The following is a 14729-nucleotide window of genomic DNA, read 5'->3' on the forward strand; positions in this document are numbered from 1 at the left end:
GTGGGCGACGACCGGCCTGAACCGCCGTTCTACCTTCGGGTCAGTATTCCCCGCCAGGAGCTCGATCTTGTCGAGAACGGCGAGGTGATCCGCACCTGGCCCGTTTCCACCGCCAAGAACGGTCCCGGCGAACGCATGGGCAGCGGCTGCACCCCGCGCGGCTGGCATCGCATCCGGGCCAAGATCGGAACGGGTTTGCCCCTCGATACCGTATTCATCGGACGCCGGCCGACCGGGGAGATTTACGATGCGGTTCTCGCCGCCCGATTTCCGGAAAGGGACTGGATTTTGACCCGCATCCTCTGGCTCGGCGGTCTGGAACCCGGCTTCAACCGCTACGGGGCAGTCGACACCACCTGGCGTTACATCTATGTCCACGGCAGCCCCGACGAAGGCGTCAACGGAACCCCGGCCTCCCACGGTTGCATCCGCATGAAGAGTTCGGACGTGGCCGATTTATTCGAGCGGGTGGAAGTGGGAATGCGGGTGTTGATTGAACCGTAGAAGGTAGAGGGGTGGGTTAGGTGCGCATGAGGAGCACTTTTCCATTTGCCGCTGAGTTGGAAGCGCACCGTAACCCACCGAAATGGGGCATCGATGCCGCTCCGGTGGGTTACGACGCGCGTCAAGCTTGGAGCAGGTTGACGGCACGACGGGTATGCGCGTCTAACCCACCCTACGAAGCTACAAAGCGGCCATCACTCGGCTGCGGCCGGTGGTACGTTTAGAGTGAAAGTTACCGGTCCGTCATTGACGAGTTCGATCTGCATATTGGCGCCGAACCGTCCGGTTTCTACGGGCGAGTGCCGGGCCCGCACCTTTTCCACGAAATAGTCGAACAGACGTTTTCCGGTCTCAGGATCGGCGGCGGGAGTGAAGCTCGGGCGCATCCCCTTTCGGGTATCGGCTGCCAGAGTGAACTGGGAGACCAGCAAGACCCCGCCGCTCACGTCCGTCACGTTGAGATTCATCTTGTCCTCGGCATCTCCGAAAATCCGGTAACCCAGAATCCGCTCGGCCAGACGGTCCGCTTGAGCTTCCGTATCGCCCCGTTCGACGGCGATCAAAGCGAGTATCCCCCGGTCTATTTTTCCGACGCTTTCGCCGGCCACGGTCACTTCGGCCCGTGTCACCCGCTGAATGACGGCGATCACGATCAATACCGCGGCATATCGGGTGCGACCTCCCTAGCCCAGGCGTCGATGCCGCCCCGTAGGTTGGCGATATCGCTGAATCCTTGGCGCTCCAGATAATCGCCCACCATGCGGCTGCGCATGCCGTGATGGCAGATGACGACAATTTCCTGCGCCGGATCGAGTTCGGCGAGCCGGTAGGGAATATCGTTCATGGGAATGTGTATGCTGCTTTCGATATGGCAGTGGGCGTATTCCTGTGGTTCGCGCACGTCGAGCAGGAGAGGTTTGGGGTTGGCGGTCTCGAGATAGCTTCTAAGTTCCAAGGGCGAGATATCGCGCATCATGATTTCCATACGTATGAAAAAAGCGAATCGGTGCGGTTCTTACCTCGCCGCACCCTATGTCTCGTAGGTCGGCAATCCCTTGCCGACCCGCTATGTCGGGAAAGGATTCCCGACCTGCACTAGGTCACGATCCGATTATTTAACGGCGATGCCATTTTCCTTCATCGCCCTCAGCACGGTTTGGCCGATGTGGGCCGGGTTTCGCGAGACATACAGCCCTAAGGCTTCCATGGCGTCCATTTTGGCGCTGGCCGTGTCGTCTTCGTTGGAAATGATGGCGCCGGCATGCCCCATGCGCCGGCCGGTGGGGGCGGCGATGCCGGCTACGAAGCCGACGACGGGCTTTTTCATATTTTCCTTCGCCCAACGAGCTGCCGCCACTTCCTGGGGGCCGCCAATCTCGCCGATCATGACCACAATTTCGGTTTCGGGATCGGCTTCGAAGGCGCGCAGCACGGTCATGAAGTCAGTGCCGTTGATGGGGTCGCCGCCGATGCCCACCGACGTGGTGATGCCGAGTCCCAGGGCTGCCATTTGCTCGGTGGCTTCGTAGTTGAGCGTTCCCGAGCGGGAGACGATGCCGATGTTGCCCTTTTTGTAGATGTGCGAGGGCATGATGCCCACCTTGCATTCGCTCGGCGTGATGATGCCGGGAGTGTTGGGGCCGACGATGATCGTATTCTTGCCGGTGCGGTAGCGCTGGAGTCGGATCATGTCGTGCACCGGAACGCCGTCGGCGATGGTCACCGCTACTTTGATTCCTGCATCGACGGCTTCCATCAAGGCGTCGGCGCTGAACGGCGGGGGCACGAATACGGCGGAAACATCGGCGCCGGTGGCGGCCACGGCTTCCGCCACGGTGTCGAATACCGGTAGACCCAAATGAGTGGTGCCGCCCTTGCCGGGCGTAACGCCGCCGACGACATTGGTGCCGATTTTCATTGCGTCTTCGGCATGGAAGGTGGCGTGTTCGCCGGTGAAGCCTTGGAAGATGACCTTGGAGTTTTTGTTAACGAATACGCTCATTGATGCTTACCCTCTCACCGTTTTGACCGCTTTGGCCGCTGCGTCGTCCAGATTTTCGGCGGTAATGAAGGAGAGGCCGGATTCCGCCAGGATCTTGCGGCCTTCTTCCACATTGGTGCCGGCCAGGCGCACGATCAGCGGAACCTTGATCTGGAGGCTGTTGCAGGCTTGGATCAAACCTTTGGCGATCCAGTCGCAGCGGTTGATGCCGGCGAAAATGTTCACCAGGATACACTTGACGTTAGGATCTTCCAGCACGATACGGCAAGCGTTGGTGACTTTTTCGGGAGAGGCGCCGCCGCCGACATCGAGGAAATTGGCCGGACGTCCGCCGTGCAGGGTGATGGCGTCCAAAGAAGCCATGGCGAGACCGGCACCATTAACGATGCAGCCGATGTTGCCGTCGAGCGCGATGTAGTTGAGGCCGTGACCGGAGGCTTCGACCTCTTTCGGGTCTTCCTCGGCCAGGTCGCGCATTTCCGTGACGGCTTTCTGGCGATAGAGGGCGTTGTCGTCGAAGCTGAACTTGGCGTCGAGCACCATCAGTTTGTCGTCACCGTTCCCGACGATGGCTAGGGGATTGATTTCGGCCTGCAGGGCGTCCTTGTCGCGCATGCAGCGGTAGATGGATTTCATCAGCTTGACGGCTTGCGGCATCAGCTTGCCCTTGAGGCCGATGGCGGTGGCGACTTTACGGCACTGAAAGTCCAGAAGGCCGATTGCGGGGTCGATGACTTCCTTGACGATCTTTTCGGGGGTCGCTTTGGCGACCTCTTCGATTTCCATGCCGCCTTCGCTGGATGCGATGATGGTGATGCGCTGAGAGCCGCGGTCGATCACGAAGCCTAGGTAGAATTCCTTTTTGATGTCGCTGGCTTGCTCGATCCAGACACGCTGGACGATGGAGCCTTCGGGGCCGGTCTGATGGGTGACCAGGTGGGTGCCGATCATGGCATCGGCGGTTTTTTGCACCTCGGCGATGGAGTCGACGACCTTCACCCCGCCCGCCTTGCCGCGGCCGCCGGCATGAATCTGTGCTTTGACGACCCACTTATTGCCGCCGATTTCCTCGGCCACCTGAGCCGCCTGCTGGTCGGAGTAGGCGACGCCGCCCACCGGAACCGGCACACCGTATGATTTCAGCAGTTCCTTCGCTTGATATTCATGGATGTTCACTGATTGCTTTCCTCTCTTCAATGTAGGTCAGGCTGGGCCGGCAGACCGTAACCCGACGATAGGAATGTCGGGTTACGATTCGGTAACCCGACCGACGGAAATCCCCTACGACTGGCGGGCCTCTATTTGTTCGATCTGTCTGACCACATTTTCGGCCATGCGGATCGAAGCAGCATCGATCAGGCGGCCGTCCAGGGACACGGCGCCCTTGCCTTCCTTCGCCGCCTTTTCCATTTCGACCAAGATGCGGCGGGCGCGATTCACTTCCTTTTCGGTAGGGGTAAAGACTTCGTTCGCCAGGGCGATCTGGGACGGGTGAATGGCCCACTTGCCTTCGCAACCGAGAGCGGCGGCACGGCGCGCGGCGACCTTGTAGCCTTCAGGGTCGCCGAAATCGCCGAACGGACCGTCGATGGGCCGCAGCCCGTAGGCGCGGCAGGCAGCGACCATGCGGGAAATGCCGAAATGCCACTGATCGCCCCAATGGAAATAACGCTGGCCGTTTTCGTCGGGATCGGTGAGCATGCCATACTCGGGATTGGCTCCGCCGATCTGCGTGGTGCGGGCGCGCACGGAGGCGGCGTAGTCGGCCACGCCGAACACCATGGCTTCCATGCGCTCGGGGCAGCTTTTCGCAATCTCTTCCACGTTCGCCATGCCCATTGCGGTTTCGATCAATACGTGGATGTTGATGGGCTTGAAGCCTTTATAAGCCTCGATTTGGGACAGCATGGTGGCGACGAAATACACGTCGGCGGCGCTGCCCACTTTGGGGATCAGAATGGTGTCGAGTTTGTCGCCGCAGGCTTCGGCCACTTCTACGAGATCGCGGTAGGCGTAATGGGTGTCGAGTCCGTTGATTCGGATGGAAACGGCGCATTTCGACCAGTCATAGGTGTTCAAGGCCTCGATGATGTTGGCCCGCGCCTGCTCTTTATCGTCCGGAGCGACTGCATCTTCCATGTCGAGAAAGACTACGTCGGCGCCGGATTCGGGCGCTTTTTCCAACATACGCTTGTTGCTGCCCGGAACAGCCAACTCGCTACGGTGTAATCGATTTTTTACGGCCATGTCGTGTCTCTGTATTTATTTTGGACCAGTGAATGTTGCATCCGGGCGAATATCCGTCATATCCCGATTAATACAGGCAATGTCTTAAATTCTTATGGATTGATTCGCCGCGGGCAAGGAGCAAGGGAGGGCCAGGCATTCGCTTGATATCCAGGCGGTCGTCCTCGTGCTCAGCGATATCACGCGGCGATAGCCTGAGCCGTGGCCCCACAAACTGTCTGTTGCAGCCTAACTCGCCATTATAACCGCAAGGCTGTATGTTTCGGCTAGCCCAAGAAAAGCAACGGTCCAAATAGCCACAATTAGCAAAAATAATGAAATAGACTAATTGTTGTATGGAGATTTTTTTGTTAGGATCGTGCCGACATGCAACTTTTTGTTGCTGGCATGCAACGGATTTAGGTTCAACTCGCACGAGGGGGAATAAGAATGATCAAGAAATCGACTGGTATGGCAGCAATGGTTACTGCCGCTGTCGCGGTGGCCGGCTTGGCGCCGCAGCAGGCTATGGCGGAGAGCCACTACAAAGGTACGTCTGCTCAGGCCGATATCGAAAGACGTTTGCAGATGATGGAAGACGAGATGCGCGCGTTGCGTTCGGAATTGGCGAAGGCGCGTTCCGATGCCAAGGTCAATGCGGAACGGATGGACGCGCAGCAGCAGAAGGTCGAACAGCAACTTGCCGAAGCCGAGGAGCATGAGAAAGAGCATCATGACCTGCTCTTCTTCCGCGGCGGTTATGCCAAAATGGAGCATGGTCGTGGCTATAAGACCAGCTCTCCGGAAACGCTGCTAGTTAATACGGAGCCGAACGATAATGATGGCTGGTACGTCGGCGCCGGTTTCGACCATCAGTTGACCGACGATTTCTGGGGTCTGACCGATATCGCCTCGCTAGACGGCGAGGTCATGTTCGAATACAAGAACTTCGGCACCGGTACGAACACTCTAGTTGCCATAGCACAGACCGATCTCGGTAATTTAGGCCGTATCGAAAACAAGATCACCCAGTTCACTCTGACGGCCGCGCCGAAAATCAAGTTCAACAATATGGGCAACTTCAGGCCGTGGATCATTCCGTTCGGTCTGGGCATCCACGTCATCAGTCCGCCGTCCAGCGGCGTAACCGTGCTCAATCCCGGCCTGATGCTGGGCGCCGGTGCCGAATACAAGATCTGGGGCGACCTGTGGGCGGGTCTTGATTTCCGTTATCACTTCACTGGCGATGACTTGGACATCAAAAGCGACAGTGGTGTGCTCAAGGGCGTAGACACCGACGGCCTTACCGCCGGCGCTTATCTCGGTTTCGGCTTCTAAGAGCCTTTCAAGCCGAAAAGAAAAGGGGGATGAGAATCCCCCTTTTTTCTTGCCGAGAAAATACGTCCGATTGTCCGATGCAGGTGTAGAATTTTTCGACATCGTCCGCATCGAAACACGATATGAATATTGCTCTGAAATGCTGCCATCAATCGATGGCGGTTTTGTCCGCGTTCCGGATTGGCAGTTAGGTTCTCCGCTGGTTCATTATTCCGTTACGCCAGGTCCAAATTCCTGCCCGACCTGAGCCTGTCATGAGAATTCTCTACCCCGAAATCGAACCCTACGCAGCCCATCAATTCAAACGGAATAAGCATCAGATCTATGTGGAAGAATGCGGGAATCCCTCCGGAATGCCCGTCGTGTTCTTGCACGGTGGACCGGGTTCCGGCTGCAGGGCTTATCACCGCTCTTTTTTCAATCCCAACAAGTACCGGATTATTCTTATAGATCAGCGAGGCGCTGGGCGTTCGCTTCCCCATGGAGAGCTCCACGGCAACACTACGTCCGACTTGATCCGTGATTTGGAGTATATCCGCCATGCGCTTCGAATCGATCGCTGGTCGGTTTTCGGGGGCTCCTGGGGCGCGACCCTGGCGCTCGTTTATGCGCAGCGCCATTCGTCCAGGATCGCCGGACTGGTGCTTAGGGCGGCGTTTCTGGCCCGCCAGCGCGATATCGAATGGTTCGTCGGTTCGGGCGCGGACCGAGTTTATCCGGAGGCGTGGGAACGATTTATGGAAAATATCCCGGAGCCTGAGCGGCCTCATTCTTTGTCTTACTTGTATTCATGCCTGACCGGCGATGATGAATTGGCCCAGCGGCGTGCCGCCCGCGCATGGGCGCTGTGGAGCGGCCAGGTCATTGTCGGCAACGAGTTCGACTCATCGGAGTTGAACGAGCATGTATCGTCCGAGGCGGTCAACCAAGCTCGGATCGAACTCCATTATGCCGTGAACAGATATTTCATCCCAGAGAATGCGATTTTGGAGCAATGTGACAGGATTCGTCATTTGCCGGTAATTTTGATCCATGGCCGTCGGGATTTGGTTTGCCCCGTCGAATCGTCGTTCAGTCTTTACAAGCGCCTGCCGAACTCCGAGCTGCGCGTTTTGCCGAATGCCGGCCATATCGCTGCCGGCGATGAAATGATCGATGCCTTGGTTACGGCCGCGGATGAAATGGCCGAGCGGTTCGGGTCATGAACGGAAATAAACGCCTGATCATTGCAATGACCGGCGCGACCGGTGCCGTATACGGCTTGCGCCTGCTTCAGGTGCTGCGCGACATCGGGGGATGGGAAACGCACCTGATCGTTTCCTCGGCGGGTGTGCTCAATATCCATCATGAATTGGGCATGAAGCGCGCCGAGGTGTGCGCGTTTGCCGATGTCGTTCACGATGTCAACGATGTCGGAGCCAGCATCGCGAGTGGTGCGTTCAAGACCCACGGCATGATTATCGCGCCGTGCTCGATGAAAACATTGGCGGCAGTGGCGCACGGATTTTCCGACAACCTGATCTCGCGCGCGGCCGATGTAACACTTAAGGAGCGTCGTCGATTGGTCGTGGTGCCGCGCGAAACGCCGTTGAATTTGGCGCACATCCGCAACATGGCCGCCGTTACGGAAATGGGGGGCATCATCTTCCCCCCGTTGCCGGCGTTTTACGGCAGGGCGAAAACGTTGGCGGCGCTTATCGACGAGACAGTGGGACGGATTCTCGGGTTGTTCGAGATCGAAACCGATGCTCTGTATGAGCCGTGGGAAGGTCTGGGCAAATCATAGTGTGTGACCGCACGCCTACGGCTAGCATGTTCAGGGAAGGAAATAAAAATGAACGACTAAACGAGATTCCAATCGGTTCCTCCATTGCCGCGGGTTGATGGATGAGGCATTTGAAGGGGTATGCAACCAATGGCGGAAAAAATCGATCATAAAAATAGAACTGCTATCGTATTCGGCTCGATAAGGTTGATTTTTTATTTCCTCGCAATTTTCGTTACTTACGATTACCTGGCGAGGTCGAGCCGAGCCAATGCGGAAAACGTTTTCAGCGAAGGGTATTTTGTCGAGTGGCTGCAATATGGCCTGATCATGGCGACCATGTCTCTCTATTTTTTCGGTGCTTGGCGCTTGAAGCACCGTCGGCCTTTGTTTCTGATGCTCGGAATGTTCGTCGTGATCGCTTCGATACGTGAGTGGGACTATTGGTGGGATAGGCAATTGCCGGCAGGCATTTCGCTTTTCGTGTTGCTAATGATTGGCTGGCATAACCGAAAAGTCTTACCGGAACAGATTTGTACTTTGATTCACTCGGCGCCTTTCGGTTTTCTTTGGTCAGGATTTCTGGCCGTGGCGGTGCTGGCCCAGTTGGTAGGTCACGCCGAGCTGCTGAAACTGGTCATGGGAAGCGATTTTAAGACCGGATATAAGCAAATCATCGAGGAAAGCCTGGAATTGTTCGGCTATTACCTCATATGGTTCGGTACTCTGGAAGCCCTTCTGGCGGCGCGACGGTCGGCGGAGGATTCGGCCAGGTTCGATCACCGGGATTTCGGATCGGGCGGGGTGCTGAAAATCCCGGAAATGAATCGCCTCTACGAGGTATCCTGACGAATCGGCAAAAACGTCGAGACGGCCGTGAAAAGTGGTTTCAACGTATCCGCAAGGCGATTCTGCACGGATAGGTATTGCCGGTACTGGTCTGCTATCGGAGTCTTGATGGATTAACGATCTTGACCGGAAGGAGGTGTTATGAGGATAAGGATTGTCCAGGTCATTGTTCCCGCGCTGCTGGTCGTGCTAGGGGGATGCGCGACGCAGGAAGGGCCACGTCCGCCCAATTGGGCGTATGCCGTGCAGACGGCGGACACACGGGAAGCGCACGAACGGCTCGCGAATCACTATGATGAAATCGCGCAGACGATGCAGGCCGATGCGGATGAAGAGCGCGAGATGCTGATCCAGTATCAGGCTAATCCACACAAGTACGGCAAGCAGATTCTGGATTTGAAAGCGCGTGCCGAAGCCATGATCCGGGATCTGGAAATGGCAGCCCAAGAAAGCCGTCGTTTGGCCGAATATCATCGCCAGTTGGCGGCGGAAAGCCGATAATGCTTCCGGACGGTTTATGTGCTCGGATTCGAACGAGCGTGGCGGTCCGCCCGTTTGAGAGTAATCAGACTTAGCCGCTAAAAGACTTAGAGTTCTTGGTGTTGCGGAACACCATCGGTTTCGTTTCGCCGGTTTCAGCTGCCGAGCGCGCACTGGCGATCGCTTCGAATACGGCATGCCTATGGGGAGATTTGCCGCACACCGGGTCGGCGGCGGTCATATCGCCGGTGAAAAGATAGGCCTGGCAGCGACAGCCGCCGAAGTCCTTGGTCTTTTCCGGGCAAGACCGGCAAGGCTCCTTCATCCAATCGTATCCGCGAAATTTGTTGAAGGCATCGGAGTGTAGCCAAATATCGTGTACGCTCATATCGCGTACGTTGGGGCAGTCGAGTCCCGGCAGCGACCGGGCTTCGTGGCAGGGGAGGGCAAGACCGTCCGGAGCGATGGTCAGAAACGTCGTCCCCCAGCCGTTCATGCAGGCCTTCGGCCGATCTTCGTAGTAGTCCGGCACCACGTAGTAAATCTTCATCTTTCCCTTGAGCTTTTCCTTATAGTCCTGGGCAATGGCCTCGGCTTCCTGGAACTGCTCGCGGGTCGGCAGCAGCTGATCGCGATTGAGATGCGCCCAGCCGTAATACTGGGTATTGGCCAGTTCAAGATAATCGGCTTCCAGTTCGACGGCCATTTCGAGAATTTCGCGCATCAGGTGGATGTTCTGGCGGTGGATCACGACGCACAGAACCATGGGGTAGCCGTGCTTCTTGACCAGTCGGGCCACCTCTTTCTTTTGCTCGAACGATTCGGTGCCGGCCAGATAGTTGTTCAGCGTCTTTTCGGGTGCCTGAATGCTGACCTGAATGTGATCCAGTCCGGCATTCTTCAGCTCGGCGATCCTGTCCTCGTTGAGCTTATAGCCGGAGGTAATCAGGTTGACGTAATAGCCCAGCTCTCGGGCGTGTCTGACCAGGATAGGCAAGTCCTGGCGCACCAGCGGTTCGCCACCCGACAAGCCGAGTTGCACCGCGCCCATTTCGCGGGCTTCGGAAAATACTCTCAGCCAGTCTTCGGTGTCGAGTTCGTCCTTATGTCTCGCGAAGTCGACGGGATTGGAACAATACGGGCACTGTAGCGGGCAGGTGTAGGTCAGTTCGGCTAATAGCCAGCGCGGACTACTGACGGGGAATTTGTCTGATCCAACCATTATCCAAGGCAGATTGCAGGAGTTCGGAAATGTCGTCCCTTAGACCGGTGGTTTCGAATTTCGTCTCAAGTTCGGAAACGATTCCGTCCAAATCGCGTGTGCCGTCGCACAGCTTGAGGATTTCGGCGGCGGGCAGGTTTAACTCGACCAGGCCCTCGGGATAAAGGATCACGTAACGCTGTTGGGCTTCTTCCCATTGCAGTCGATGCAGGGGCGAGAAGGCAAAGAGGCTTTGGGCGTCTAAGGCCATGGTTTCAAGGCTTGATATTGAAGTAGGGCGGCTTGTTTTCGATATAGGCCAAGTACATCGCGTCAAGCATGCTCCACAGAATGTCCAGCTTGAGCTGGAGGATTTCCAGGGCGCGCTCCTGTTGCTCGCGAGTCTTGAAATAGTCCAGTGTGATGGCGAGGCCGTGTTCCACATCGCGGCTGGCCTGACTCACCCGTTTCCGGAAATAGGCGAGTCCATCCTGGTCGATCCACGGATACAGGTCGGGCCAGCCGGACAAGCGCTGCTTGTGAATGGTCGGCGCGAACAGCTCGGTCAGCGACGAACAGGCCGCTTCCTGCCAGGATGCCTGGCGGGCGAAATTGACATAAGCGTCCACGGCAAAGCGGACGCCGGGCAATACGTGCTTTAGCGACCAGAGTTCGTCTCGGGGGATGCCTACAGCAATACCGAGTCGCGTCCAGGCTTCGATGCCGCCGGCATCGTCGCCCCAGCCGTCGTGATCGTGTATCCGCTGAATCCACTGGCGTCGGGTTTCGCGATCGGGGCAATTCGCCAGAATGGCGGAGTCTTTGACCGGGATCTTGATTTGGTAATAGAAGCGATTCGCAACCCACCCTTGAATTTGCTCTTTGCTGAGCTTGCCGTCAGCCATGAGCACATGGTAGGGATGGTTAATATGATAATACGCCTCTTTCTCGCGCAATTTGGCTTCGAATTCTTCTCGGGTCCAAGGTGTCGGTTCGCTCATGGTGTTTCTCACAGGTCGATTTCCATGCTGTCGCAGGCAACTTCGATGCCCGCTCCGGTAAGGGTTTTTCGCTCCGGCGAATCTTCGTCCAAGATCGGGTTGGTATTATTGATGTGAATCAAAATCTTCCGTGCTTTGGGTGCATTTTTCAGCACTTCGATCATGCCGTCCGAACCTGATTGGGGTAGATGTCCCATGTCGCGGGCAAGCTTATCGCAAATTCCGGCACGGCCCATCTCATCCTCCTGCCAGAACGTGCCGTCGACCAACATGCAGTCAGCCTGCTGCATGGCCGCGAACACGTGAGGTTCTATTTCTCCGAGTCCCGGCGCGTAATAAAGTTTCTTGCCCGAAGATATCTGCTCGATGATGACCCCGATATTGTCGCCTTCGTGCGGATCGTGCCGATGAGGCGAATAGGGCGGTGCCTTGCTTTTCAGCGAATGGGTGTAGAACTTCAGGTCGTGAATCCCGGGAATCGCGAAGCCGCTGCCGTCCAGAGGCGTGCTATGGTGGTTGACTCCACAGTAGTGCTCCAGCATCTTAAATACAGGGAATCCCGTCGACAGGTCCTGTTTCACCATCTCGCTGCAATAAATGTCCAAAGGTCGAGTGGACTCGCGCAGCATCAACAGTCCCGTGGTGTGATCGATTTGGCTGTCGATCAGGACGATGGCCTTGATACCGCTGTCACGGATGCCGTGCCTTGGATGGACGGCCTGAAAGGCTTCCAGTTGAGTGCGGATGTCGGGCGACGCATTGAAAAGCACCCAATTCTCGTTGTCGCTGCTGACGGCAATCGACGACTGAGTGCGCGATTTGGCCTTGACTTGGCCTTGGCGAAGCCTGGAGCAGTTGTGACAGTTACAGTTCCACTGCGGGAAACCGCCGCCCGCGCCGGCGCCCAACACTCGGACTTTCATTTCGATCTTTGCTAAGCAAAAGAGCTTCCGATGAGCCCTTTAAATGAAAAAACGGGGCTCTACATTGCTGCGGAGCCCCGTTCAGGGATTCAACCGGCGAATTAGCGGTTGTAGATGTACATCGTGACTTCGAAGCCAAAGCGCAGGTCTTTGTAGCTCGGTTTTTCCCATCTCATTTCGGATTACCTCCAAAAAAGTGATTTATTGCTTTAGTTTGGAATGGCTTATAAAGCTCGCGGCAAAGTATACGTATCCGATTTTTGGAAAGCAACGGGAGTTATTCCTATTTCTCGAAGGGAAATCAGTAGAAGCCCGCTGGATTGCTCAAGCCGATCCAGCGCAAGTCGGGCATCTGGGATTTCTTTTCAAGATCATTTGATTCCACTCCATGCTCAGCGCATCGAGCAATAAAAGTCGTCCCACCAAGGGTTCGCCGACGCCCGTGAGGAGCTTGATGGCCTCCAGGGCCTGGAGGCTGCCGATGATTCCGGGCAGAGGGGCAAGCACGCCGGTTTGCACGCAGCTTTCCGCAAGTTCGCCGTGATCGGCGTACAAGCAGTTGTAACAGGGGTTGTTTCCGACGCCCGGAGTGAATACGGCCAGTTGTCCCTCGAAGCGGATCACCGCTCCGGAAACCAGCGGCGTTCGTGTTCTTACGCAAGCGGCGTTGACGGCGAAACGGGTGGTGAAGTTATCCGAGCAATCCAGCACCACGTCGGCCCGAGCGATTTCCTGCTCCAATTGTGCCCCCTCCAAACGGGACGTGAGTTCGGTGACTCTCACATCGGGGTTTAGCCGTTCGAGGGCTTTACGCGCCGAAACCGCCTTAGGTTCTCCGATGTTCTCCGTGCCGTGCGCGATCTGGCGCTGAAGGTTGGATATTTCCACGACATCGTAGTCGTTCAGCGCCAGGCTGCCGACCCCGGCGGCGGCCAAATACATGGCGGCGGGCGAGCCGAGACCGCCGAGACCGATAATCAATGCCCTGGAATCCAGCAGCTTTTCCTGGCCCTCGACATCGATCTGAGGCAGCAGTATCTGTCGGCTATAACGCAAAAGTTGATTGTCGTTCATCGTTCGGCGGTAGAGACTATTCGGAAAAGTAAACCAGTTTACCGGCAAAAATCCTTCGCCGCATGGGGCGAGGATAAAACGAATTAGTCTTGCGATCGGGGGGGGCTTGCCGATCAGCGTTCTAGAGTCCGTGAACTAATTTTGCCGCATCCAGCCGGATAAAAAGTTTCGGATCAGCGAAGTCGTCAGTTTCTCGGCATCGGGAAGACCGGCGATGTCCAGCTTATCGGTAAGCGCCAAGGTGCAGACGCCGTGCACGCCTCCCCAAAGCGCTCGAGCGGCCAGTGCGACTTCCGTCGGATTTCGGGCCGGACCGAGTCGGGCGAGACATTTTTCGACCCGATCGAACAGGGCGAGAACATGGTTGCGGTACCAGCCGGGCGAAGCGGTTGCCGTGGGCGATCCGCGTCCGAAAATCAGGTCCCAGCGTCCCCTGTGTGACGCGGCGAAGCGGAGATAAATGCGGCCCAGTTCCACCAGTACAGCTTCGGTATCGTTTTTCTCAGCCGTAGCTTGGTCGAGTTCGAGAGCTAATTCGGCCAAGGTCCGGGCGTTCACCCGGAAAATCAAGTCGTCCAGGTTCTCGAAAATCAAATAGAGGCTGCCTGCGGTATAGCCGATTTCGTTCGCGATCTTGCGTGTGCTGAGACCTGCCGCGCCTTCCCGCTCGACGATGGCTTCCGTTGCTTTTAAAGCCATTTCGCGAATTTCGTCGCGGCTATGATCGCTTCGTCTGGCCATGGCGAATATCCTTGCTCGATTCCGGGAATTTAGCCAAACCGCGTCGGTCCCTTAGATGAGGACAGCTGATTGACTCCATCCCAGCCTAACTCGGTGCGGATGGAACGGTATGCAGAGTTGACGATTATCATCGCGAACATGTGATGTGCCAGGTAGTTTCTTGAGCCATGGGATTAACCGAGCTCTCGATCGTTCGATTATCGGCAGGACGTCTGGCCATGTAATCGGATTTCTCGATCCGATATGTACTATCATTGGCAAATCTCAAAACCCAGTCCTTTCAGCAGGATTCATCATGCTACGGATTATTTCGCTTTGTCTTTTGGTTGTCGCAGCCTCCGCCCAAGCGCAGGGTGAACTCGCTCCGGTGCCCGAGCCGCCGGATATTCCGCCGCAGGTCGAGAGCGGTGAGCCCTTGGAGCCGGATGTCACGATTATCCGGCGGGGCAAGGACACTATCGAAGAATACCGGATCAATAATCGGCTTTACATGGTAAAGATCAAGCCAGCGATCGGTCCGGCCTATTATCTGCTCGACACCGACGGCGACGGTAATATGGACGTACGGCGCAGCGATTTGGAGGATGACATGCGGATTCCGCAATGGGTGCTGTTCAGTTGGTGA

The 14729-nt window shown here is 56.6% G+C and carries 19 protein-coding genes; 7 read left to right on the forward strand and 12 right to left on the reverse strand.

What is annotated here, in order from left to right:
* Positions 1–504, forward strand: coding sequence for a L,D-transpeptidase family protein (locus ACR2TX_RS12825; protein WP_434132330.1), 504 nt, complete (start codon positions 1–3; stop codon positions 502–504).
* 194 nt (positions 505–698) lie between these two features.
* Here ACR2TX_RS12825 and dtd read toward each other — a convergent pair whose 3' ends face one another.
* The 5 genes from dtd to ACR2TX_RS12850 all read right to left on the reverse strand — a co-directional run bounded on the left by dtd (position 699) and on the right by ACR2TX_RS12850 (position 4753).
* Positions 699–1154: a D-aminoacyl-tRNA deacylase gene (gene dtd, locus ACR2TX_RS12830; RefSeq protein WP_434111918.1), complete on the reverse strand. Its 456-nt coding sequence runs from the start codon at positions 1152–1154 to the stop codon at positions 699–701.
* Between the two features lie 2 nt (positions 1155–1156).
* Positions 1157–1477: a rhodanese-like domain-containing protein gene (locus ACR2TX_RS12835; protein ID WP_086135492.1), complete on the reverse strand. Its 321-nt coding sequence runs from the start codon at positions 1475–1477 to the stop codon at positions 1157–1159.
* Between the two features lie 138 nt (positions 1478–1615).
* Positions 1616–2506 (reverse strand): succinate--CoA ligase subunit alpha, encoded by an 891-nt coding sequence (gene sucD, locus ACR2TX_RS12840; RefSeq protein ID WP_077731181.1) that lies wholly within the window; start codon positions 2504–2506, stop codon positions 1616–1618.
* Positions 2507–2512: 6 nt separating this feature from the next.
* The gene (gene sucC, locus ACR2TX_RS12845) at positions 2513–3682 is read right to left on the reverse strand and encodes an ADP-forming succinate--CoA ligase subunit beta (RefSeq protein WP_077731182.1); all 1170 of its coding nucleotides are present in this window, start codon (positions 3680–3682) and stop codon (positions 2513–2515) included.
* A 105-nt stretch (positions 3683–3787) separates the two neighbouring features.
* Positions 3788–4753 carry an HpcH/HpaI aldolase/citrate lyase family protein gene (locus ACR2TX_RS12850; RefSeq protein WP_434132332.1) on the reverse strand — a complete coding sequence of 322 codons (966 nt, stop codon included), beginning with the start codon at positions 4751–4753 and terminating at the stop codon, positions 3788–3790.
* 429 nt (positions 4754–5182) lie between these two features.
* Between ACR2TX_RS12850 and ACR2TX_RS12855 the strand changes: the two genes are divergently transcribed.
* The 5 genes from ACR2TX_RS12855 to ACR2TX_RS12875 all read left to right on the forward strand — a co-directional run bounded on the left by ACR2TX_RS12855 (position 5183) and on the right by ACR2TX_RS12875 (position 9185).
* Entirely contained in the window at positions 5183–6070 is an 888-nt protein-coding gene (locus ACR2TX_RS12855) for a hypothetical protein (RefSeq protein WP_434132335.1), read from the forward strand.
* 254 nt (positions 6071–6324) lie between these two features.
* On the forward strand, positions 6325–7275 hold the full coding sequence (pip, locus tag ACR2TX_RS12860) for a prolyl aminopeptidase (protein ID WP_434132337.1): 951 nt from the start codon (positions 6325–6327) through the stop codon (positions 7273–7275).
* A complete protein-coding gene (locus ACR2TX_RS12865; protein ID WP_133716617.1) occupies positions 7272–7856 on the forward strand; it encodes a UbiX family flavin prenyltransferase in 585 nt (194 codons plus the stop codon). The genes pip and ACR2TX_RS12865 overlap by 4 nt, the downstream gene beginning before the upstream one ends.
* A gap of 129 nt (positions 7857–7985) precedes the next feature.
* Positions 7986–8684, forward strand: a complete 699-nt coding sequence (locus ACR2TX_RS12870; protein WP_077731187.1) for a hypothetical protein — start codon at positions 7986–7988, stop codon at positions 8682–8684.
* Positions 8685–8825: 141 nt separating this feature from the next.
* Positions 8826–9185: a hypothetical protein gene (locus ACR2TX_RS12875; RefSeq protein WP_077731188.1), complete on the forward strand. Its 360-nt coding sequence runs from the start codon at positions 8826–8828 to the stop codon at positions 9183–9185.
* Positions 9186–9255: 70 nt separating this feature from the next.
* Here the strand turns inward: ACR2TX_RS12875 and pqqE are convergent, their stop codons facing one another.
* The 7 genes from pqqE to ACR2TX_RS12910 all read right to left on the reverse strand — a co-directional run bounded on the left by pqqE (position 9256) and on the right by ACR2TX_RS12910 (position 14104).
* The gene (pqqE, locus tag ACR2TX_RS12880; protein WP_077731189.1) at positions 9256–10386 is read right to left on the reverse strand and encodes a pyrroloquinoline quinone biosynthesis protein PqqE; all 1131 of its coding nucleotides are present in this window, start codon (positions 10384–10386) and stop codon (positions 9256–9258) included.
* Complete coding sequence (gene pqqD, locus ACR2TX_RS12885; protein WP_077731190.1) at positions 10355–10636, reverse strand: pyrroloquinoline quinone biosynthesis peptide chaperone PqqD; 282 nt, start codon at positions 10634–10636, stop codon at positions 10355–10357. The genes pqqE and pqqD overlap by 32 nt, the downstream gene beginning before the upstream one ends.
* 4 nt (positions 10637–10640) lie before the next feature.
* Complete coding sequence (gene pqqC, locus ACR2TX_RS12890; RefSeq protein ID WP_077731191.1) at positions 10641–11366, reverse strand: pyrroloquinoline-quinone synthase PqqC; 726 nt, start codon at positions 11364–11366, stop codon at positions 10641–10643.
* 8 nt (positions 11367–11374) lie between these two features.
* A complete protein-coding gene (pqqB, locus tag ACR2TX_RS12895; RefSeq protein ID WP_077731192.1) occupies positions 11375–12289 on the reverse strand; it encodes a pyrroloquinoline quinone biosynthesis protein PqqB in 915 nt (304 codons plus the stop codon).
* 101 nt (positions 12290–12390) lie between these two features.
* Positions 12391–12465, reverse strand: a complete 75-nt coding sequence (gene pqqA / locus ACR2TX_RS12900) for a pyrroloquinoline quinone precursor peptide PqqA (protein WP_077731218.1) — start codon at positions 12463–12465, stop codon at positions 12391–12393.
* A 148-nt stretch (positions 12466–12613) separates the two neighbouring features.
* The gene (locus ACR2TX_RS12905; protein ID WP_077731193.1) at positions 12614–13363 is read right to left on the reverse strand and encodes a HesA/MoeB/ThiF family protein; all 750 of its coding nucleotides are present in this window, start codon (positions 13361–13363) and stop codon (positions 12614–12616) included.
* A 135-nt stretch (positions 13364–13498) separates the two neighbouring features.
* On the reverse strand, positions 13499–14104 hold the full coding sequence (locus ACR2TX_RS12910; RefSeq protein ID WP_077731194.1) for a TetR/AcrR family transcriptional regulator: 606 nt from the start codon (positions 14102–14104) through the stop codon (positions 13499–13501).
* Between the two features lie 295 nt (positions 14105–14399).
* Here ACR2TX_RS12910 and ACR2TX_RS12915 point away from each other — a divergent pair, with 295 nt between their 5' ends.
* Complete coding sequence (locus ACR2TX_RS12915) at positions 14400–14729, forward strand: DUF2782 domain-containing protein (RefSeq protein ID WP_077731195.1); 330 nt, start codon at positions 14400–14402, stop codon at positions 14727–14729.

It is taken from the genome of Methylocaldum sp. GT1BB (genome assembly GCF_051027545.1).
GTDB lineage: Bacteria > Pseudomonadota > Gammaproteobacteria > Methylococcales > Methylococcaceae > Methylocaldum.

What these genes read in the sequence shown, in the direction of transcription:
- pqqE (WP_077731189.1), bottom strand. Translation starts at nt 10,386, where the DNA reads ATGGTTGGATCAGACAAATTCCCCGTCAGTAGTCCGCGCTGGCTATTA.
- pip (WP_434132337.1), top strand. Translation starts at nt 6,325, where the DNA reads ATGAGAATTCTCTACCCCGAAATCGAACCCTACGCAGCCCATCAATTC.
- pqqD (WP_077731190.1), bottom strand. Translation starts at nt 10,636, where the DNA reads ATGGCCTTAGACGCCCAAAGCCTCTTTGCCTTCTCGCCCCTGCATCGA.
- ACR2TX_RS12835 (WP_086135492.1), bottom strand. Translation starts at nt 1,477, where the DNA reads ATGCGCGATATCTCGCCCTTGGAACTTAGAAGCTATCTCGAGACCGCC.
- ACR2TX_RS12850 (WP_434132332.1), bottom strand. Translation starts at nt 4,753, where the DNA reads ATGGCCGTAAAAAATCGATTACACCGTAGCGAGTTGGCTGTTCCGGGC.
- ACR2TX_RS12905 (WP_077731193.1), bottom strand. Translation starts at nt 13,363, where the DNA reads ATGAACGACAATCAACTTTTGCGTTATAGCCGACAGATACTGCTGCCT.
- pqqB (WP_077731192.1), bottom strand. Translation starts at nt 12,289, where the DNA reads ATGAAAGTCCGAGTGTTGGGCGCCGGCGCGGGCGGCGGTTTCCCGCAG.
- ACR2TX_RS12855 (WP_434132335.1), top strand. Translation starts at nt 5,183, where the DNA reads ATGATCAAGAAATCGACTGGTATGGCAGCAATGGTTACTGCCGCTGTC.
- ACR2TX_RS12910 (WP_077731194.1), bottom strand. Translation starts at nt 14,104, where the DNA reads ATGGCCAGACGAAGCGATCATAGCCGCGACGAAATTCGCGAAATGGCT.
- pqqC (WP_077731191.1), bottom strand. Translation starts at nt 11,366, where the DNA reads ATGAGCGAACCGACACCTTGGACCCGAGAAGAATTCGAAGCCAAATTG.
- ACR2TX_RS12870 (WP_077731187.1), top strand. Translation starts at nt 7,986, where the DNA reads ATGGCGGAAAAAATCGATCATAAAAATAGAACTGCTATCGTATTCGGC.
- sucD (WP_077731181.1), bottom strand. Translation starts at nt 2,506, where the DNA reads ATGAGCGTATTCGTTAACAAAAACTCCAAGGTCATCTTCCAAGGCTTC.
- ACR2TX_RS12875 (WP_077731188.1), top strand. Translation starts at nt 8,826, where the DNA reads ATGAGGATAAGGATTGTCCAGGTCATTGTTCCCGCGCTGCTGGTCGTG.
- ACR2TX_RS12865 (WP_133716617.1), top strand. Translation starts at nt 7,272, where the DNA reads ATGAACGGAAATAAACGCCTGATCATTGCAATGACCGGCGCGACCGGT.
- ACR2TX_RS12915 (WP_077731195.1), top strand. Translation starts at nt 14,400, where the DNA reads ATGCTACGGATTATTTCGCTTTGTCTTTTGGTTGTCGCAGCCTCCGCC.